12 protein-coding genes are annotated in these 22,192 nt (G+C 54.7%); 4 read left to right on the forward strand and 8 right to left on the reverse strand.

Annotated features, from left to right (window positions below; genetic code table 11):
• The first annotated feature begins 66 nt into the window (after window positions 1-66).
• Both AC0VXT_RS18895 and AC0VXT_RS18900 read left to right on the forward strand, forming a co-directional pair.
• The gene (locus AC0VXT_RS18895; protein WP_475546651.1) at window positions 67-813 is read left to right on the forward strand and encodes an ABC transporter ATP-binding protein; all 747 of its coding nucleotides are present in this window, start codon (window positions 67-69) and stop codon (window positions 811-813) included.
• The gene (locus AC0VXT_RS18900) at window positions 810-3,377 is read left to right on the forward strand and encodes an ABC transporter permease (RefSeq protein WP_475546652.1); all 2,568 of its coding nucleotides are present in this window, start codon (window positions 810-812) and stop codon (window positions 3,375-3,377) included. The genes AC0VXT_RS18895 and AC0VXT_RS18900 overlap by 4 nt, the downstream gene beginning before the upstream one ends.
• Before the next feature lie 72 nt (window positions 3,378-3,449).
• Here AC0VXT_RS18900 and AC0VXT_RS18905 read toward each other — a convergent pair whose 3' ends face one another.
• Together AC0VXT_RS18905 and AC0VXT_RS18910 are read right to left on the reverse strand one after the other, a co-directional pair.
• The gene (locus tag AC0VXT_RS18905; protein WP_475546653.1) at window positions 3,450-5,081 is read right to left on the reverse strand and encodes an acyl-CoA synthetase; all 1,632 of its coding nucleotides are present in this window, start codon (window positions 5,079-5,081) and stop codon (window positions 3,450-3,452) included.
• A 134-nt stretch (window positions 5,082-5,215) separates the two neighbouring features.
• A complete protein-coding gene (locus AC0VXT_RS18910; protein WP_475546654.1) occupies window positions 5,216-6,706 on the reverse strand; it encodes a hypothetical protein in 1,491 nt (496 codons plus the stop codon).
• Window positions 6,707-7,032: 326 nt separating this feature from the next.
• Here AC0VXT_RS18910 and AC0VXT_RS18915 point away from each other — a divergent pair, with 326 nt between their 5' ends.
• Window positions 7,033-7,755 carry a Bax inhibitor-1/YccA family protein gene (locus AC0VXT_RS18915; protein ID WP_102783778.1) on the forward strand — a complete coding sequence of 241 codons (723 nt, stop codon included), beginning with the start codon at window positions 7,033-7,035 and terminating at the stop codon, window positions 7,753-7,755.
• Between the two features lie 136 nt (window positions 7,756-7,891).
• On the opposite strand, the gene AC0VXT_RS18920 is transcribed toward AC0VXT_RS18915, so the two are convergent.
• Window positions 7,892-9,544 carry a hypothetical protein gene (locus tag AC0VXT_RS18920; protein WP_475546655.1) on the reverse strand — a complete coding sequence of 551 codons (1,653 nt, stop codon included), beginning with the start codon at window positions 9,542-9,544 and terminating at the stop codon, window positions 7,892-7,894.
• A 200-nt stretch (window positions 9,545-9,744) separates the two neighbouring features.
• Window positions 9,745-10,698, reverse strand: coding sequence for a zinc metalloprotease HtpX (gene htpX / locus AC0VXT_RS18925; protein WP_412777874.1), 954 nt, complete (start codon window positions 10,696-10,698; stop codon window positions 9,745-9,747).
• Between the two features lie 298 nt (window positions 10,699-10,996).
• Between htpX and AC0VXT_RS18930 the strand changes: the two genes are divergently transcribed.
• The gene (locus AC0VXT_RS18930; RefSeq protein WP_475546656.1) at window positions 10,997-11,635 is read left to right on the forward strand and encodes a hypothetical protein; all 639 of its coding nucleotides are present in this window, start codon (window positions 10,997-10,999) and stop codon (window positions 11,633-11,635) included.
• A gap of 76 nt (window positions 11,636-11,711) precedes the next feature.
• Here AC0VXT_RS18930 and AC0VXT_RS18935 read toward each other — a convergent pair whose 3' ends face one another.
• The 4 genes from AC0VXT_RS18935 to AC0VXT_RS18950 form a co-directional block, all read right to left on the reverse strand.
• Complete coding sequence (locus tag AC0VXT_RS18935; RefSeq protein ID WP_277276536.1) at window positions 11,712-14,891, reverse strand: efflux RND transporter permease subunit; 3,180 nt, start codon at window positions 14,889-14,891, stop codon at window positions 11,712-11,714.
• A gap of 38 nt (window positions 14,892-14,929) precedes the next feature.
• Window positions 14,930-16,093 carry an efflux RND transporter periplasmic adaptor subunit gene (locus AC0VXT_RS18940; protein ID WP_022732700.1) on the reverse strand — a complete coding sequence of 388 codons (1,164 nt, stop codon included), beginning with the start codon at window positions 16,091-16,093 and terminating at the stop codon, window positions 14,930-14,932.
• Between the two features lie 139 nt (window positions 16,094-16,232).
• A complete protein-coding gene (locus tag AC0VXT_RS18945) occupies window positions 16,233-16,871 on the reverse strand; it encodes a TetR/AcrR family transcriptional regulator (protein WP_475546657.1) in 639 nt (212 codons plus the stop codon).
• A gap of 300 nt (window positions 16,872-17,171) precedes the next feature.
• A complete protein-coding gene (locus AC0VXT_RS18950) occupies window positions 17,172-22,007 on the reverse strand; it encodes an NAD-glutamate dehydrogenase (protein ID WP_475546658.1) in 4,836 nt (1,611 codons plus the stop codon).
• Window positions 22,008-22,192: the final 185 nt, after the last annotated feature.

The raw sequence follows: 22,192 nt of genomic DNA on the forward strand, positions 1-22,192 counted from the left end.
CGTTCCGTATGAATATTTAGACCGCATTCTTGTTCTTGCAATGGATTAAGCCCGATAGGACCCCAGATGAGCGTTACTGAAACTGCCTCGATCCCGGATGAAAACACCGTCGCATCACAACAGGAACGTAGCAAAACCGTTGATGTGCAGAACCTCAAACTGCGTCTGGCTGGCCCGGCGGGCATTGTTGAAATCCTGAAAGGGATCGACATTTCAATCGAGGCAGGCGAACGCGTCAGTCTGGTCGGACCGTCCGGATCGGGCAAAACGTCGCTTTTGATGGTGATTGCCGGGCTGGAACAAGCCCAAGAAGGCGTTGTGACAGTGTGTGGCAATGATCTGCGCACGCTTGATGAAGACGGGCTGGCGCTGTATCGCCGCCATCATGTTGGCATCGTGTTTCAGGACTTCCACCTGATCCCGACGATGAGTGCACTTGAAAACGTTGCACTTCCGATGGAGTTTGCCGGGCGCAAGGATGCCTTTAAGAAGGCCGAGCAGGAACTTAAAGCCGTCGGGCTGGGTCACCGGATTGGCCATTACCCCGGCCAGCTTTCGGGCGGCGAGCAACAACGTGTTGCGCTGGCCCGCGCCCTTGCCACCGATCCCGAGTTGTTGCTGGCCGATGAACCGACCGGGAACCTTGACGGGGCGACCGGCGAAACGATTATTGAATTGCTGTTTGATCTGGCCAAGCGCAAAGGATCGACGCTGCTTTTGATTACCCATGATCCCAATCTTGCCGACCGGTGCGACCGCACCATCATGCTGCGCGATGGTGAAATCGTTACGCAGCAGGAAGAGCACTCATGAGCCGCACGACAAACGCATCGGATGGTGGCAACGGCGCAGACCGCCTGTGGTCTATTGCGTGGCAAGTCTGTCGCCGGGAATTGCGCGGCGGCTTGTCCGGCTTTTGGATTTTCCTGGCCTGTCTTGCATTGGGCGTTGGCGCGATTGCGGCCGTGGGAAACGTTTCGGAATCCGTTCTATCGGCACTTGAGCGTGACGGGCGGAAGCTTTTGGGTGGCGATGTTGAGTTACGCCTGACCCATACGGATGCCACGCCCCAACAGCTTGAATGGCTGAGCGATAATACCGAACGGGTCGGGCAACTTGCGACCATGCGGACCACCGCATATGGCCCAGATCAACGCCGTTTGGTTGAGCTTAAAGCCGTTGATGATGCCTATCCGCTGTTTGGCGAGATGGAACTCGCCGATGACATTCCCTTTGCCGGAAGTCTTGATCAAAAAGACGGTGTTTGGGGGGCTGTGACCGAGGCCGGATTGCTGGAACGCCTTAAGATCAAGGTTGGCGATACGGTGAAACTCGGTGACATCGACGTGCAAATTCGCGGCGTCATCACCACCGAACCCGACAAGGCGGTTGGCTTTTTCAACTTTGGTCCGCGTTTAATGGTGTCCAAGGACGCGTTGATGCAGACCGGACTGGTGCAACCCGGAAGCCTGATCCGCTATTATTACGCTTTGGATTTGAAGGGCAGTGAAACGCCCACTGCGTTTCGTGAACGGCTTGATGAACAGTTTGAAGATGCCGGGTGGCGTGTGCGCGATACCGCCAACGCCAATCCGGGACTGCGCCGCTTTATCGAACGGTTGACCCTGTTTCTGACCCTTGTCGGGTTGTCCGCCCTTCTGGTCGGGGGCATTGGGGTGGCCAATGCGGTGCGCAGCCATATCGAAAGCAAAACATCCGTGATCGCCACCTTGAAATCGGTGGGTGCATCGCATGGGTTGGTGTTGCGGATTTACTTCCTGCAAATCCTTGTACTGGCCGTTATCGGCATTGCCATCGGTCTTTTGATCGGGGCGGTGACCCCGGCGATTGTCGCCCCGCTTCTGGCCGGGCGGTTGCCAATTGATGTCACATTGGGCCCGGCCTTGCCGTCGCTGCTTATTGCGACCAGCTTTGGCATTCTGACCACATTGGTCTTTGCCCTGCCGTCGTTGTTGCGGGCGCGTGAAATTCCGGCCGCACGTTTGTTCCGTGCCAGTGCCGGATTGCTGGGTGGCAGCCCGGTACGCAAACGCGACCTGCCCTATATCGGCGCGCCGCTTGTGCTGTTGCTGATTTTGACCGTGATGACTGCGACCGATAAGACCATCGCCCTTGGCTTTATCGGTGGGTCGGCAGCAGCGATTGTGATTTTCACCTATGCCGGACGGGCAATTGTATCCTTATCGAAACGGTTTACCACCGGACGCAATGCCTTTTCACGGCTGGCACTCACCAATCTGCACCGACCAGGCGCCAGCACGGTTCCGGTCGCCCTGTCGCTTGGGCTTGGTCTGACCCTTTTGGTGACCATTTCGGGGATCGAGGGCAACCTTGATAACGAGATTAATGAGAACCTGCCCGAATCTGCCCCGGCGTTCTTCTTCCTTGATATTCAACCTGACCAGATCGACGCGTTCCGCACCCAGCTTCTGGCAAAGGATAATGTTTCGGATGTCGAACAAACACCGATGTTGCGCGGGCGTGTCACCGCGGTTGATGGCGTTAAATCCGAAGATGTCGGACCGGGCGATGATCGCTGGTTCCTGCGCGGTGATCGCGGGTTGACCTTTGCTGCCGTACCGCCACCCGAAACCAAACTGGTACGCGGCGATTGGTGGCCATCAGATTATAATGATGCCTCCAAACCGCTGGTATCGATCAGTGCGGACATCGGCAATGCCTTTGACCTTCAGCCGGGCGACACATTGACCATTAATATCCTCGGGCGTGACATCACCGCCGAGATCGCCAATTGGCGCGAAATCGAGTGGCAGAGCCTGCGGATGAATTTCGCCATGGTGTTTTCGCCGGGCCTGATCGACAAGGCCCCCTATAGCCTGATTGCCACCGCCCATATGCCGCGCAATATGGAAGAACCGGTGGATCGCATGATCGGGATAGACTTCCCCAATGTATCGGCCATCCGGGTGCGCGAAGCGCTTGAAGCCGCCAATGCCATTCTGGCCGGAATTGGTACCGCGCTTAATGCGACCAGCATGATTGCGATTGTTGCCGGTGTGCTGGTGCTGGCCGGGGCAGTTGCCGCAGGTCGGCGCAAACGCATCTATGATGCCGTGGTGCTTAAGACACTGGGCGCGACACGGGCCAACATCCTTTATGCCTATGCGCTGGAATACGGCATCCTTGGGCTGGCGACCGGGGTTCTGGCCGCGCTGGTCGGGTCCATCGCCGCATGGTCGGTGCTTGTGCTGGTGATGGGGGCGTCCTGGACGCTTCTGCCCGCGACGATACTGGGTCCGATTGCCATTGGGCTGTTTGCCACCCTGTCAGCCGGCTTTGTCGGCACGTGGCAGGCATTGCGCAGCCCAGCAGCACCGTTGCTGCGTAACGAGTAACACAGCACGCACAGCAAACCTCACGAACACATAAAAAGGGGCCGGTCACATCACTGACCGGCCCCTTTTGGTTTAGGGCAATGCGCGTTGCGCCAAATCGCGCAGGGCCCGCCGAACGACCTTGCCTGTCGTCGTCATCGGCAGTTCATCAAGAAAGGCAATCTCGCGCGGGTATTCGTGAGCGGCCAGCCGGGTTTTAACAAACTGCTTGATGTCGTCTTCAAGCTCGGCACTTTGGGCAAAGCCATCGGCAAGAATGACAAAGGCCTTTACGATTTGCCCGCGCTGGGGATCGGGTTTGCCAATCACACCGGCCATGCGCACCGCCGGATGGGCAATCAGGCAATCTTCGATCTCGCCCGGGCCGATGCGGTAGCCCGCTGAACTGATGACGTCATCATCACGCCCGACAAAGCGGATATAGCCGTCTTCATCGACACAGCCCATATCGCCGGTCAGCAACCATTCACCGATGTATTTTTCCTGTGTGGCGTCCGGATTGCGCCAATATTCCAGAAACATCACCGGATCGGGCGCACGCACGGCAATGCGGCCCATCTCACCAGCACCCAGCACATTGCCATCCAGATCAATCACCGCGACATCATGCCCCGGCACCGGACGGCCCATGACACCGGGCTTGGGTGCCATGATCGACTGGCAGGAACTGACCACCATGTTGCATTCGGTCTGACCATAGAACTCGTTGATCGTGACACCGAAAACCCGATGCCCCCAATCAAGGAGTTCCGACCCAAGCGTTTCACCACCACTTGCGATAGAGCGTAAATTACAGTTGAATTTTTGCGCCACATCATCACCAGCCGCCCGCATCATCTTTAACGCGGTTGGTGGCAGGAAGGTATTGCGCACGCCGAACTCGGCAATCAATTCAAAGGCAGCCTCGGGCGTGAATTTTTCAAACCGGTGGGCGACGACTGGCACCCCGTGATGCCAAGATGGCAAAAGCACATCAAGCAACCCACCGATCCATGCCCAGTCGGCAGGCGTCCACATGACATCATTGTCTTTGGGAAAGAAATCATGTGACATTTCGACACCGGGCAAATGGCCCAGCAATACCCGGTGCGCATGAAGGGCACCTTTGGGCTGGCCGGTGGTGCCTGATGTATAAATGATCAGGGCCGGTTCATCGGCACGGGTTTTGACCGGTTCGAACTGATCACTGGCCTCCGCCGACAGCGCCTTGAAATCAAAACAACTATCGGGCGCACCATCAATCACATAGACATATTCCAGCGCGGGCAAAAGATCGCGAATTTCCGCAATTTTTGCCGCGCCTTCGCGGTCGGTGACAAGTGCCTTGGCCGCACAGTTGCCCAACCGGTATTCCAGCGCATCAACACCAAAAAGGGTAAACAGCGGCACAGCAATGCCACCCATTTTATAGGTCGCAACATGGGCAATCGCGGTTTCGGGGCTTTGCGGCAGTAAAATCCCGACCCGGTCGCCCCGGCGAATACCATGGCGGCGCATGACATTGGCAAAGCGGTTTGAAAGTCGTTTGATCTGGGCAAAACTGTAATCACGGCGGGACCCGTCCCGCCTACGATACATCAGCGCCAGCCGATCCGGATCGTCGGCCCATTTGTCACAGACATCGACACCAATATTGAAATAAGTCGGCACATCCCAGACGAACTCCGAGCGCACCGTCGCGTAATCATCACGACAGACCAGCATGTTTCCTCCCTGTATCTGCCACTGTTATTTGTTTTTTGGCTGCAGCAGATTTTCGCAGCATGCTAGTGCCAATCAGAGAAAATTGGAAGGTCTGTCTGAGCAACGGTCAGTAAAGGTATCTTAGGGTCAGGGCCCTAACGTGCGGGATCGAGCAGAAACGTAAAGTTGGCCGTTTGCCCGGCGTCGCTTACCGCATTGACATGGCAACCAAGACAAGTCGCATCACTATGATGCTGGATAAAACTTTCAAGGGCACTGTTGGTTAGAAAACGCGGCACTTCGCCAACACCAAACGGGGCCCCACCCGGATTGCCGATCCATTGCGTGCCCAGCAGCATGTAATTTGCCCAAACCGTGCCTTCCAGTTTGGTTTGCCAGACAAAGTTGGCTTCGGCCGTTCCGGAAAACAATCGCCAACACCTAACAATATCGGGCGGCACCACAGTACCCCCCGACACCGTGCGGGCATATGGTGCATGATCATCCCATCGAAGGTCCGACTGAATGGATTGATTGGCCTGCCCCCCTGCCCCGGTTCGGCCCCCATAAAAAAGGAACCCGTCGGTCGGGGTTTGGAGCCCAACCGGATCGGGGGCCAGACAGCCATCAGCAAACGGTGTATCGGTGATGATGCTGTTGGGGCGTCGCGCGTTGGCCGCCAGCGGCACAGTCCCGACATGTTCGAAACTCGACCAGATCCAGCGATCTCCGTTGCCACTGGTCACGCGTTCAACCAGATGCATTCCGACAAGCCCGACCGTCACATCAAGGCAGGCGGGCTTACCATCAAGAGTAACATCCCCATCCAAGGCAATGCGTGCCGCACGGGTGAAATAGCGATTTCCTGACAGTCCATCGGGCAAAATACGCCAGGCAAATTTCAAAAGCTGTGCGCCCATGACACTGTTTTTGCGCGCTTCTACAGCCGCATCGGCAACCACAGCATCAGTAGAGCCAGACGCCGAAGCCGAAGCCGTCTTGATCACGCCTTTGGCAAAATTGCCGGTATTTGAAACGCGGGTGTTGGGACCATGCCCCATCGGGAAATCAACCGGTTGCCCGGCATTGGCAAAACCCAGACGTCCGGATTCGTGGTCCAGTCCGTTTTGACGAATGTAATCGGCCGCAACCGGGTTAATGCGGGTTTCATACAAAATGAAGTTGCCTGCCTGATCGACCAGAATGTCACCGCTTGATTGCACATGACTTGCCAACAGCAGAGCCCCGTCGGGCAGACCATCCCGGCAGGCCGGGCTTGGCATGGCAACCTCGGAAAACAGATCGCGTCTTGTGGGATATGTTTCCCACCGCGCAAGACCGTTCCCATTTGGATCAGATGAGGTCACCGCAACAAAGGATTGCCAGGAAAACCGGTCAAAAGGTCGTTGGGCTTCATAGGCCAAAAACCGGTAAATGAAACTGGCGTCAAATTCAGGCACATCGACCGGCGCAACAGAACAAGGTGCGGCCTGATCGGGATCGGCACAAAATTCGGATTGAGGATATTTGTCGGTAAAAACCGGAATGGCGCCCGAATCCGGGTTTGCCGTCAGATTGGCATTCTGGGCCCGACCGCCATTTGGCAAGACAATACAAAACAACGCCAAACCCGCAAGCGCAGCCATGCTTAATCCCGATAAACGCCAAGACAGGCGTTCGGCGATAAGGTTTTGAAGTCGCTTAACGTTTTTGATCAAACTTGGCCCGGACATGGCAGGTTGAGCCTTTGTATCTTGCTGTCACTGCGCGATTACCCCCTGCATTCAAGCATATTAGCGCTTTTTTGAGCGATTGTCGCCTCCAAGCGCGAAGTGAACAAGATCACAACATATATTCCCGCAAGGGGCATCAATCGGGCAAACCGTTGCTTTTCGTGGAAATTCTGCCATATTTTGATCATTGCAGGATACTATCAGTATTCTGCTCACAATTGGATCAAAGAGGGATTTCAATGGCTTTTGAAACGCGTCAACGCGGCTATGACGTCTCGGTTGGCCGGTCGGCGGCCGAGATCGATGCAGGTCTCCGCGCCTATATGCTAAGTGTTTATAACTACATGGCATCCGCACTGGCTCTGACCGGTGTGGTCGCGATGGCAGTGTCCACCAGCCCAACCCTGATGCAGGCTATTTTCGGTACAGGACTGCAGTGGATTGTGATGCTGGCCCCGATCGGGCTGGTGTTCTTCCTGAGCGCGCGCATTCACAAAATGAGCTTTGGCGCTGCACAGACGACGTTCTGGATTTATGCCGCCCTGATGGGTCTGTCGCTTTCATCGATCTTCCTGGTTTATACCGGTGAATCGATTGCCCGGACCTTCTTCATCACCGCAGGTACTTTTGGTGCGATGAGCCTGTTTGGCTACACCACCAAGAAAGATCTGTCGGGCTGGGGCAGCTTCCTGTTCATGGGTCTGATCGGCATCATCATTGCCATGGTGGTCAACATCTTCCTGGCGAGCACGATGTTGCAGTTCATCATCTCGGCTGCTGGTGTACTGATCTTCACGGGCCTTACCGCCTATGACACCCAGCGCATCAAGGAAGAGTATCACGAACATGACGACACCGCGACCTCGGGCAAGAAAGCCCTGTTCGGTGCCCTGCGTCTGTATCTTGACTTCGTGAACCTGTTTATCATGTTGCTGCACTTCTTCGGCGCAAGCCGCGAGTAGAATGCGTCACGCATTCGCAGTCAGAAACCCCGCAGTGCAAGCTGCGGGGTTTTCTTTTGCCTGCATGAAACTTGCCCCAAGGAAAACCGTCACGACATCGCAAAAACAGGATGCCCAAGATCAAACCAATGATCGATCAGGACCCGGTGGATTCCTGATTGTTCTCACCCCCGGTCGCATCCATCACGGCCTTGCGATGGGACAACTGGGACAGCATGTTTTCCGCCCGGGTATAGCCACCGGATGCCGCACGCGCAGCACCCTTGGCCCCGGCATCGATAAAAGCTTCGTACGCTTGGGAGAAGCTTACACGCGCCAGCCCCGTCATCTTTGAATCTTTGCCCTGGCTGCCATTCATCAGTTGAACCGAGGCCAGTGCAAACATTGTCCGCCCCCAGATATAGGGCTGATCACGCCGGGCACAGACCTTGAGCGATGCCTGATACACAGGAATGACCTGTTCGTCGGGAATATGGATATCATTGATCAGGGCCGATGCGACGATGGACTCCGCCAGACCATAGGCCGCAATGGCATACAGTGCCGCATGCGACCGGTTGCTGATCATGCCAATTGCCCGGCGAAACTGCACGACACCACCATCGGCGAGTTTGGCGTTTTCGGTTTCTTTGGCATGAGCAACCAATGCTTCGCCCACCCGGCAAATCGCCGTCGCACAGTCGGCGGCCGATCCGCCGGTCAATTCAAAGCGCCGGACAAGGAACTTCCAGAGTGCGATGGCCAAGGTTCCCGTACTTGCCTGCATGTTGCTGACCAACGACCAATTCACCAACCCACCATAAAGCGCAAGAATGGCTGTTTTCTGAAAGTTGACCTTGTCAAAATCGCTGATCCCGGCAATGAGTTCCTCGGTACTGGCTTCTTTGACGACGACTTCCTTATGGTGCAGTTTTTCGCCCAGCAGCCCCGATGACGACGCAGCCTTCACGGCGGCCTTCTCGACAGGTTGATCCCCGGCGGCCTTAAGAATTTGACGGATTTGGGGCTCAATCACGCGCATCGCCGTCGCGCAATACTTGCGATCACCGGTTTCAGCCAGAACATAGGCCGCAAAGGCATAGGCCGTTGCCACGCCGGGACCCGGCGCATCAAACGTATCGCCCTTCTGAATGCGTTCCAGAAGATCTTCAAGGTGCGAGGTCAGGCGCGCCATCTGCTGGGACCGCATTTCACTGCCGCGCGCCTGATGAACAAGTTCCGCGGAAAGTAAGATACGCAGGGCTTCTGTCGTATCGTGATGTTCAGGCAGCTTGAAACAATGGGTCAGCGGCATGATCAGGCCATAAAGCGACGATGCCAGTTCATCGCTGATCAGGTGAACTTCAAGCTGGCCGGTGACATCGTTTTGCCTTCCCCAGAACATTGCTTGCGCATCACGCTGATGGGCAACGTTCAATGCGCCAAGCTTAGTTTCACGTATGGCCTGAAAGGGATCCGCAACATCGGGGTTCGGCGCAAAAAACTGATTTACCAGAACGACCTGACTGTCTGGAATCGATGCAAGACTGCGCGAAAGAATATTGGCAATGGCATCAGGCTGTTCAGGGCTGATCGGTGTTGCACCCCCTGCAGCACTCGCATTAGCAGGATTGGCATTAGCAGGGTTGGCACCGGAAAAGCGCGCAATGGCATAGCGGTATGACGGTTCCGGTTCTGACGTTGTCACATCAGAATCAGATGCCACAACGTCGCCAGTATGCCCGTTTGCGTCTTGGCCTGCGAACAGCGATTTGATCGCCAGACCAACGACAGACCAGAAACCAGCCATTACATCCCTTATCCGTGATCACGCATTGCGAATTGGAAAACAAAAGCCCGACAAAGAGTTACGGGTCCATTGTCTGCCGCGAGTCAATTGGGGTCAATGCACTCAATACCGGTTTTCACGATACTGAAGGATAGGAGTTCGCCACCCGAAAACATAATCAATACTGACAAATGTCTGATAAATCGGCATTATTTTATGTTTTAGTTCCAAGGGCGTCTTCGTTGCCGACGGGTATTCTGATTGCGAGACTGTGTCTGCCACGGCCCAGAATGAGCAGGTTGATCAACTGTTTGATCTGTCACCGGAACAGTCATGGCCTTAAGACGGGCAATGCGGTTGGCCATATCGGGGTGGGTTGAAAACAAACTGTCCATGCCCTTTCCCGACAGTGGGTTGGCGATATACATGTGCGCGGTTGCCGGATTGCGCTCGGCATCCTGATTGGGGATGGTGTGAACGCCTTTATCAAGCTTGTTCAAGGCACTGGCCAGCCATAACGGATGGCGGCAAATCTCGGCGCCCATTTTGTCGGCTTGGTATTCGCGGGTACGTGAAATCGCCATCTGAACCAACATCGCACCAAGCGGGGCCAGAATGGCGACCAAAATCATACCAAAGCCGCCAAGCGGATTGTTGTTGTCGTTCCGATGACCGCCAAAGATACCGGCAAACATTGCAAAATTCGCCAAGGCAGAAATGGCACCGGCAATGGTCGCAGTAATTGTCATGGTCAGGGTATCGCGATTTTTAACATGGGCCAGTTCATGGGCCATGACCCCGGCGATCTCATTGCGGTCCAAAAGCTTGAGCAATCCGGTGGTTGCCGCCACGGCCGCATTTTCCGGATTACGTCCGGTGGCAAAGGCATTGGGCTGTGGATTTTCAACCACATAGACCTTGGGCATTGGCAAACCGGCATTCTGCGACAATTCACGCACCATCGAGACCAGTTCCGGTGCCGTGCGGTCATCGACCTGGCGGGCGCTTCGCATCCGAAGCAACATCGCATCCGAATTCCAATAGGCAAACACGTTCATCGCACCGGCAAAAAGCAAGGCGATGATCATGCCCTGCTGCCCGCCAATCATCATGCCGACCACACCAAACAGCGCGGTCAACCCGGCGAGTAACAAACCTGTACGGATGTAATTCATGCTCGAATACCCTTTTGGCGAAAAATCTGTACGAAAAATAAGACGTATTTTTGCGTTGGCAAGCACCCGGCAATTACGAACCGATCATTTGACAATAGTATGAGGCCATTGCCCCATTGGTGTGGGCAGTTTGTTCCCACTAACCATCTGATTTAGTGTAACGGTTTTGACCTTATTTGCCCGCGTGACCGACATCACAGAACAAACACCACAGATACCAAAGGATTCCGTGAGCACACGTATGAGTGGCACTGATGTTGCTTGTTTTTTCAGACATGTGACAGCAGGAGACACAGAAATGGTCAATATTCAGGGACAATTTTCTTTGGCTGGGGCGCAAATGCTGCTTCTCCCTCGGCCGATTGACGGGCAAACCGGTGAGTACACCACCAAATACACAGCCGAAGAGTGGAAAGAGCGTATGCTCACCCGCCAAGCAGAGTTCAAGGAAATCCGAAAAACCGCGGAAAGCAACCTATCAAATTGGCTTGATGACAACAGCGATGCACAGGTGACCCGTGCCTATTATCTGGATGGGGAACTCACCGCCGTTTTTGGCACCGACAACGCCAACGTTTCGAACGACATGAGTTACGGTTTTGAGTATGGCATCGCCAAAAGTGAAGGTGAACAGCGCGGACTGACCGGCGATGAACTGACCAAATATGTAGAAAACCGCATCGAGTTCGAGCTCAAACGCAAATATGGCGACCGCCTGGAAGTCAGGGAAGGTTCGGCAGGAACAATGGGGACGGTTGGCGACTACCGTGAAGAGCTGTTTGGGGGAGAACGCTGGCCATCGCTCGAAAACTTTCCACAACATCCCGAAATTGACTGGAACGCGCCGTCACCAAAAGAAGCCGGCACGTGGAAAGGCCCGATAGAGCTTAATACAACGGCATTTCTGGCCATGCGCGAGCACGCCAAAAATGCCTGACAGAAAAAGGAAGAAACAGCCGGACCTACGGGGGTCGGGGGGGAAGTTGGTCCGGCTGTTTCTGCAACGATTCCGTTTACTCCGCAGACTGATTGGAATCAGCCCCATCGAGTGAACGGACTTCGTCGCGCCGGCCAATCATGCGCACGAGCACATAAAAGACCGGAGTCAGGATCAGGCCAAATATCGTCACACCCAGCATGCCCGAGAAAACGGCAATGCCAATCGCGTGGCGCATCTCGGCCCCGGCACCACTGGACAGAACCAGCGGCACGACGCCCATGATGAAGGCCAGTGATGTCATCAGGATCGGACGCAACCGCAGACGGCTGGCTTCGATCGCGGCCTGAAGTGTTGTGCGGCCCTGATGTTCCAGTTCGCGGGCGAACTCGACAATCAGGATCGCGTTCTTTGATGCCAGTCCAGCCAGAACAAACAGACTGATCTGGGTGAAGATGTTGTTATCCCCGCCAAACAGATAGACACCAAAGACAGCAGAAAGGATGCTCATCGGGACGATCATGATGACCGCCAGCGGCATGGTCAGGCTTTCGTACTGTGCGGCCAGAACCAGGAACACCAGAAGGATACAGATCGGGAAGATATACATTGCTGTATCGCCCGCCAGAATCTGCTGATAGGTCAGCTCCGTCCACTCATAGGACATGCCCGGTGGCAAGGTTTCATCGAGTATCTTGATGATGGCGGCTTCTGCCTCACCACTGGAATAACCCGGTGCCGCATTGCCGTTCAAATCCGCCGACCGGAACCCGTTGTAGCGCATGGCCGTATCGGGCCCAAACGTTTCGGAAACGGAAAGAACACTGCCAAGCGGCACCATATCGCCATCTGCATTACGGGTTTGCAGACGCAGGATGTCTTCGGGGCTGGATCGATAAGGCTTATCGGCCTGTGCAATCACCTGATAGGTACGGCCAAATGTGTTGAAGTCATTGACATACATTGAGCCCAGATAAACCTGCATGGTCCGGAAGATTTCATCAACCGGAATGCCAAGTTGCTGCACCTTTGTACGATCAAGAGACGCCTGAAGCTGCGGGACATTGATGTTGTAGCTTGAGAACACACCGGTCAGTTCAGGTGCTGCCCATGCCTTGGCCAGAACCTGCTTCATGGCATCATCAAGGGCGCGATACCCCTGATCGGAGCGATCCTCCACCTGCAGCTTAAACCCGCCAACCGTGCCAAGACCCTGCACCGGCGGTGCGGGGAAAATGGCAACGAAGGCCTCATCAATCGCGCCAAACTTCTGTTGAAGTTTGCCCGCAATCGCCAAGCCCGACAGATCGTCACTTTTGCGTTCGGCAAAGTCGGTCAGGGTGACAAACACAATGCCCGCACTTGAACTGTTCACAAACCCGTTGATCGAGAGCCCCGGGAAAGAAACGGCACTTTCAACACCGGGTTCCTTAAGGGCAATGTCAGACATTTCACGAATGACATCCTCGGTCCGGTCCAGTGTCGCGCCCTGTGGGAGTTGGGCAAAACTGACGAGATACTGTTTGTCCTGAATTGGGACAAAGCCGTTCGGCAATATCTGGAACCCCTGATAGGTCAGGGCCAGCAAGCCGACATACAGCACCATCATGATCGATTTCACACCCAGAAGGCGCTTAACCCCCCCGGCATAAAGATCGGTGCTGCGGTTAAAGAACCGGTTGAACCCGCGGAAGAACCAGCCAAAGACAAAGTCCATGCCACGTGTCAGCCAATCCTTTGGCGCATCATGACTGCGCAACAAGATCGCCGACAGGGCCGGGCTTAAGGTAAGGGAATTGATCGTCGAGATGATGGTTGCAATCGCAATGGTCAAGGCAAATTGCTGATAAAACTGGCCGGTCAGGCCACTGATAAAGGCAATTGGCACAAACACACCGGTAATCACAAGCGAGGTCGCAATGATCGGCCCGGTGACTTCACGCATGGCCGCAACCGTCGCATCGCGCGGCGACAAGCCGCGTTCGATGTTTCGTTCAACGTTTTCGACAACGACAATCGCATCATCGACCACGATCCCGATGGCAAGGATCAGACCAAACAGCGACAGCACATTGATCGAAAAGCCCATCAACAGCATCAGCGCAAAGGTCCCGATGATCGAAACCGGCACAGCCAGCAGCGGAATAATCGATGCCCGCCATGTCTGTAGGAAAATCGTCACGACAAGAACAACAAGGGCAATGGCCTCAAGCAAGGTCATGATCACAGATTTGATCGAGCCCCGCACAAAGACGGTCGGGTCATAGACGATGCTGTAATCAAGGTCCTCGGGGAAGTTCTGTTTAAGTTCCTCCATCGCGGCCCGAACGTTGCTTGAGATATCAAGCGCGTTTGAGCCGGGCGATGCAAAGATCGGCAGGGCGACGGCGGGCTTGTTATCAAGCAAAGAGCGCAGCGCATATTGCTGTGCCTCCAACTCGATCCGTGCCACATCGCCAAGACGGGTAATCGTGCCATCTTCACCGCGTTTGATGATGATGCTTCCGAACTCTTCGGGTGTTTCCAAACGGCCACTGATGTTGATCGGCAATTGGAACTGCACGCCGGTGTCATAGGGCGCCCCGCCAATGATCCCCGCAGCAACCTGAACGTTCTGGCTTTGGATGGCGGCAACCACCTCACCCGCCGTCAGGTTACGTTCGGCAACCTTGTCGGGGTTTAGCCAGACACGCATGGCGTAATCGCCCGACCCAAACAGACCCACCTGCCCGACACCGCCAATACGTGCCAGACGGTCCCGCACATTCAGCGTCGCGTAATTGCGCAAATACAGCATGTCATAGCGTTCATTGGGCGACCGCAAATGCACGACCATGGTCAGGTCTGGTGACTGTTTTGATACAGTCACGCCAAGCTGACGCACGACATCAGGCAGACGCGGTTCAGCCTGCGATACGCGGTTCTGGACTTTTTGCTGCGCCAGATCCGGGTCGGTTCCGATTTCAAACGTCACGGTCAGCGACAGATTGCCATCGGTTGTCGCCAGCGAGTTGATATAAAGCATCCCCTCAACCCCGTTGATTTGCTCTTCAAGCGGGGAGGCAACAGTTTCGGCAATCTCGGCGGGGTTTGCACCGGGAAATTTGGCTTGGACCACGACGGTTGGCGGCACGACTTCCGGATATTCGGAAATCGGCAAACGCCACATGGCAATCAGGCCAGCCAAAAGGATAAGAACGGACAGGACGCCGGCAAAAATCGGGCGATCCACGAAAAATCTGGATAAGTTCTGCATGACGGTCAGCCTTGCTTATGCGCGCAGTAAAGCACCCCTCAGGATGCTGAGGCCTGCAGAATTTCGGGGGCGACGGACATACCGGGACGAACCTTCATGATGCCGTTCACAATGACAAGTTCACCAATCTCAAGTCCGGATGTGACAATCCGCATACCGTTGAGTTCAGACCCCAGCATCACCTGACGATAGGCCACCGTGTTGTCGGGCTGAACGACATAGACGAATTTACGATCCTGATCGGTGCTGATCGCCTCAGGCGGGATCATGATGACCTCTTCCTTGGCAAGCGTGCCAAGTTCCAGACTGGCAAAGGTGCCCGGCAGAAGGGTGCCATCAAGATTGTCAAACAGGGCCCGGGTCCGGATGGTGCCGGTGCGCGCATCAATGCGGTTGTCAAAGCTGTGTACATGACCAGAAACATGGCGGCCGTTCGAGAGCGTCATATTGACCGGGATGCTTTGCGCGGCATCATCAATCTTGCCACTGGCGCCAAGGCTGGCAAAGAAGGTCTGCTCATCAAGGTCAAAATCGGCATAGATTTTCCCGGTTGAGACAATGGTGGTCAGAACCGGGGCGTTTGGACCGGCATTGACCTGATTGCCAACGGTCATTTCCACACGGCTGACACGCCCGTCAATCGGGGCTTTGACATAGGCGTGGTCAAGTTCGATTTCAGCCAGTTCAAGCTGTGCCTGCGCACGGGTGACCTGACTTTGTGCGACCTGATGGGTGCTAAGCCGTTCGTCATAGACACGTTTTGACACCGTGCCATTGGACACCAGCTTTTCCGCACGTTCCTTTTCCTTGGAGGCCAGCGACAGGTTTTGACGGGCAACGGAAAGTTCTGCACGTGCTTCATCAACTGCGGCCTGATAGCTGCGCGGGTCAATCACGGCAAGAATATCGCCCTGCTTGACCAACTGACCGTCTTCAAAACCGATTTTGACGATCGCACCACTGACCTGCGGGCGCAACTGGACTTCCTCAACCGCACTCAGGCGGCCGGAAAAGTTGCTCCAGAGACGAACAGAATTACTTTTTACATCGGAAACGGTGACCGGTGTTGCCATGGGTGCGGACTGAACCGCGACCTCATCGGCAGCGGAACCGGTGACATGCAAGCCATATCCACCGGCGGCAACTGCCAGCGCCAGAACGGCCGCGGGCAGCAATATTTTGCGTTTTGATCGAGACTGCATCTTTCCATCTTCCAAAAGCGTGAGCCGCACATATTGCGGACTGTTTGACCGATAGATGCATACCGATCGGTTTGCTTGCAAGGGGAAGAAGGCAAAAAAGTGGTTATTTTTTAAATTATTTTAGAACGCATCCGAAACATCAGGCCGCGTCAGAAGAGCTTACATCCCTGAATTTACATTGTAAATTGAGGATTCGACAAATGCCTTCACGCAGATCAGACCGAACAGTATCAAGATCATTAAAAACCTTGCCATAGGTCAAAAGCCCGTGGACATACTGGAAAATCATACGCGCCAGTGTTGTGACATCTCCATCCTCGCTGAGCATGCCCTCGCCTTTGAGGCCACGCACCATGGATGCAAGGTATTTGATCTGTTCTTCGGCCAGTTCGCGTGAACAATCCTGAATTTCGATGTCTTCGGGTCCGACCTGACCGCCTGCGGTGAAAATCGGACAGACACAGACTTCGCTTTCACCGGGGACTGCGTATTTTTCCTGCTTGCTGCAGACCAGATCGATATAGCGGTTCAGTTGCTCAATCGGGGAAATATCGGGCGAAAAGATCGAACGGAGCTCGTCCTTGCCCTTTTCCCAATGCTGTCGCGCAGATGCGGCAAACAAGGCGGCCTTGCTGTCAAAGTGATGATAGAACGCGCCCTTGGTGACACCGGCATGTTTGCAGACGTCGCTGACGCCGATATCGTGGTAACTACGGGTCGTTAACAGCTCCATGGCTGTCTCAAGCAGCTTGATCCGGGTTTCTGCAGCGTTCCTCATGGCTTTGACCTAATTTTTTTATGTATGTAACGAATATACGAACCGGTCGGTATTTTTCAAGTAAATGACCGGATATATTGTCACTTCATCATGTAATAATGGCAACAGGATGACAGTAATGTTTGCAAATTCAAAGCGCTAAGCCGTGATGAGTTAAAAACGCATAGCAGCCGTCATAGCGGTATTTTCCGCCGTTCTGCGACGATACACCATCCAAGGGTGTCTCTGACCGCGCAAAAGAAAGGAGGGCACGAAATGCGCCCTCCTGACATAGATACTGACATGGACCGTGATGCGTAATCAGGCCCCGGTCAAAGCCCTGATCTGACGGTTGGCAACCGTGATCATGGAAAGATCAATCTGACCTGCGGCCCGCAGTTCATTGATCAGTTCATCACAGCGTGCACAACCCCGTTGATGGGCATCCACCCACTTATCAACCAGTTCGGCACCCGATGCGCCCTTTTTGCCCGCACCAAGAACCGCACGGGTCAATTCACGCTGATGACCGTAAAGATCGTCAACCACCGCTGCACGGGCGAGTTTCTGCCAATGGGTTTCGGCTTCGATTGAATCGGCGGCCGCCCGCATCAGACCAAGCTGGAACCGGGCCCCAACCGCAAAGTAGGTGGCCCCGACTTCGATCACATCCCGGCCCGTGGCCTCGGCAATGCGGACCACATCACAAATCGCCACCATCTGCGCCATGGATGCCACGCGGCGCGCCAGGTCTTCGGGCACACCTTGCGCGACCAGTGATTGTGCCTTTTGATCGAGCGACGTTCTGAAACCGGCATCAACCGGCACGATATCGTCAAAGGCATCAATCACCTTTGACACTGCCGGGCGGAACATCTCGATCTTGGCCCCAACATTAAGCTCCTCGCAATTGCGCAGGAACCATTGGGTGACATGATTGACCATCCGGTTGATGTCGCGGAACATGCCGATCTGAAGTTTGGCCAGAACCACGTTATCAAGGGCCTCAATCCCGGCCCAGATATCGCGCAGACCAAACACCGCACGGGTAATCAAATATCCGCGCGACACATCCACAGCCGAAAGCCCCGTGGCTTCCATCATGTCATGAACAAATGTGCCACCGACGCGGTTGACCAGACTGTTGGTCGCAACGGTGGCAATGATTTCACGTTTTAGACGATGTTCTGAAATCGCATCGGCGTATTTCTTACGCACCGGTGTCGGGAAATAGCGCACCAGTTCTTCGACCAAAATCGGATCGTCAGGAAGGTCGGATTCCAGCACCTCGTCATACAGCCAAAGTTTGGCATAGGGCATCAGAACCGAAACTTCCGGCCGTGTCAGGCCTTCGTGGTTGCTGGCACGTTTTGCAAGTTCTTCGTCATCTGGAAGATATTCGATCTCGCGGTTAAGCCGTCCTTCGCGTTCCAGCATGCGGATCAGACGCACCTGCGCATCAAGCACATCAGCACTTGCCGCATAGGTGTTCGAGATCGCCTGACTTTGCAGATAGTTATCCCGCAAAACAAGATCACCGACCTCATCGGTCATTTCGACCAGAAGCTTGTTGCGCTGCTTTTCGGTCATGTCCCCGGCGGCGACAACTTCGCCAACAAGGATCTTGATGTTGACCTCATGGTCCGAGCAATTCACACCCGCAGCATTATCGATGGCGTCAGTATTCAAACGACCCCCGGCATGGGCATACTCGATACGACCCCGCTGTGTGGCACCAAGGTTGGCCCCCTCGCCAATGACCTTGGCGCGAATTTCACGGCCATTGATGCGAATGGCATCATTGGCACGGTCGCCTGCGTCGGCATTGGTTTCCATATGCGATTTGATATAGGTCCCGATCCCGCCGAACCACAGAAGTTCAACATCGGATTTCAGGATGGCCTTCATCATATCGGCGGGTGTCACCTTGCCCGTCTCAAGGCCCAGCAACTTGCGGACTTCTGGCGATGGATCAAGGGTCTTGGCCTTACGGTCAAAGATATCCCCGCCTTTGGACAGGGTCTTTTTGTCGTAATCGCCCCACCCGGATCTCGGCAAGTCAAACAGGCGTTGGCGTTCAGCAAAGCTTTTTGCCATATCCGGGTCCGGATCAACAAAAATATGCATGTGGTTGAAGGCGGCGGTCAGTTTGATTTGCTCAGACAGCAACATACCGTTGCCAAACACATCGCCTGACATGTCGCCAACACCGGCCACGGTAAACGGGGTTTTCTGGATGTCCTTGCCCATTTCGCGGAAGTGACGTTTGACAGATTCCCACGCGCCACGGGCGGTGATGCCCATTTTCTTATGGTCATAGCCCTGCGAGCCGCCCGATGCGAAGGCATCGTCAAGCCAGAAGCCATAATCACGCGCCACACCATTGGCGATATCTGAGAACGTCGCGGTCCCCTTATCGGCGGCAACCACCAGATAGGGATCATCTTCATCAAGGCGACGCACTCGTTCTGGCGGGATGATATCACCAGCAACGATATTGTCGGTGATATCGAGCATGCCACTCATCAAGATTTTGTAGCAAGCAATGCCTTCTTCAAGGAAGGCTTCGCGCGTGCCATCGACCGGCGGGCGTTTGACAACAAAACCGCCCTTTGACCCGACAGGCACAATCACCGCATTCTTGACCATCTGGGCTTTGACAAGACCGAGAATTTCGGTACGGAAATCCTCCTGACGGTCGGACCAGCGAATACCACCACGGGCAACCGGCCCCCCGCGCAGGTGAACGGCCTCGACCCGTGGAGAATAGACAAATATTTCACGCCACGGACGCGGCAGCGGCAAATCTTCGACCATGCCGGAATTGAATTTGACCGACAGATACGGTTTGGGATTACCATCCGCACCATACTGGAAGAAGTTGGTGCGCAAGGTTGCCTGAACCAGATTAAGGAAGGCGCGCAAGATGCGGTCTTCATCCGGGTTCATCACATCTTCGAGCTTGGTAATGATATCGCCTTCGATGGCTTCGGCCTCGGCCGCCAGCCCCGGATCGCGATCCGGGTCAAAGCGGGCAACAAACAAGGACACAAGGGCCGATGCCAATGTCGGATTATTGGCAAGGGTCTTGGCCATATAATCCTGCGAGAAGGCCGATCCCATCTGACGCATGTAGCGCGAATAGGTGCGCAGGATCACGACTTCGCGCCAATGCAACCCGCCCAGCAGGACAAGACGGTTAAAGGCGTCATTTTCCACTTCGCCGTGCCACATGCGGACAAACAGTTCCTGGAACTTGTCACGCACGTCATGCAGATGAAATTCACCATCCACAACCACGCCGAAATCATGGATACGGACATTGATATCGACGTCGCGTGGCTCCACCGTGAACGGGTTCTCGGTGATGACCTTAAGCCCCATGTTTTCAAGCATCGGCAACACATCGGACAGCGGCACAGGCATGCCCGGATTATAGATTTTAAACCGAAGCTCGTTCTCGGCAGCCTCAATCGGGCGATACAGGTTCACCCGGATATCAAAGGCCTTCATCACGTCTTCAATGCGCTCAACATCGAGTGCGGCACTTTCAACCGTGAAACGGTCGCGATAGTCACTTGAGAAGCTTTCGCCGTATTTGCGATACAGTGCCAAGCCACGTTCTTCGCCCATTTCGCGCACAAGAACCTGACGCAACGTATCGGCCCAGTCACGTGCAGTTTCAACAAGCTGACGTTCGATGTCGGTCACATCGTATTCCGGCAATTCACCCGGCGTGGTTTTCACCAGCAGGTGCAACCGCGCAAGCGGGCTGTCGCCAATCAGGGTGTAGTGGGCTGAAACCTTGCCCTCAAAGGCGTCTTCGATGACCTTCTGGAACTTGATCCGCAATTTGGTCGAGAAACGATCACGCGGGCAGAACAGCTGACAGGAGACGAACCGTTCAAACGCATCACGCCGGACAAAAAGCGCAATCCGTTGGCGTTCCTGCAGGTGCAATATCCCCATGCAGGTATGATAGAGATCATCAAGTTCGACCTGAAACAGCTCATCACGCGGGAAGGTTTCAAGAATATTGACCAGTGCCTTGGCGTCATGACCGGCGGGCGGGAAGCCGGCGCGGGCAATCGTTTCATCCAGTTTTTTGCGCAAAAGCGGGATCAAACGCGGGCTGAGGTTATAGGCAACTGAGGTAAACAGACCGACGAACAGATGCTGGCCAATCACCTTGCCTTTGGCGTCGAACTGTTTGACGACAATAGTATCAAGATGAACAGACCGATGAACTGTCGATTGTTTGTTGGCTTTGGTCACCATCAAGAGGCTGGGTTTGGTAACAAAATCCTTTACCTCGTCCGACAGGTTGCCGATCTGGCGCAACTCGTCAAAAACATGCGTACCTTCGCGCGCCAGAATACCAAGCTGGTTCTGAACACTTACGTTACCAGCGGACTTTTTGGCACCACCGCCAAATTTATACTCGCGGTAGCCCAGGAAGGTGAAATGGTCGTTATGCAGCCAGCCCAGGAATTCCTCGGCTTCCTTGCGATCATCGGTCGGAATGGTTTTGGGGGCTGTTTTAATTTCGTCAAGAACGTCGGTGACTTTGCTGAGCATCTGTTTCCAGTCACGCACAGCAAGCCCGACATCGGTCAAAACATCGTCAAGACGCGCGCGGACTTTATCAAGGACGGTTTCGTCAGTCTGCTCGTCAATCTCAAGATGCATGACCGATTCACGCGGCGCATCGGAGTCTTCGACCGAGGCAACGACGTCAAGTTCGCCCTTGCCGTCGCGCTTGATCCGCATGATCGGGTGAATGACCAGATGAACGGTCAGATCAAGGTCATGCAGGGCGGATGTAACCGAGTCGACCAGAAACGGCATGTCCGTATTGATCATCTCGATCACGGTGTGATCTGATTTCCAGCCGTGCTCTTCAAGATCAGGGTTATAGACCCGGATCTTGGCCGCATCAGCCGAAGGACGCTTTTGTGCGAATTTGTAAAGCGTCAACGCCGCGCCATAAAGCGAGTCGATAGATCGACCCGCCACGTCGTCGGGCGGAACATCCTTGTAAAAAAGGCGAACGAACGCTTCTGCATCCTTCGCCATTTTGCCTTTTAAACGCTGTTGGATTTGTTCGACAACTTTGTCGATGACTTCCCGTTTCGGGTCGTCTTTACGGGCTTTCATGTCCAATTTCCCTTTTTCCCGGTCCTGTTTGCCAGAACCGAAACACTGACCTTTTGCGGTCAGCATCACACACCACGGATGTCACATTTAATTGGGAAGGAAATCTGGGGTTTTCCAAGGTTGGAGCATATGGAATTCCGAAGATTTCCTCCAAGGCTACACATAGCGGATGATCTGCCTAAAAA

This window comes from Thalassospira sp. Z349TD_5 (genome assembly GCF_056173045.1).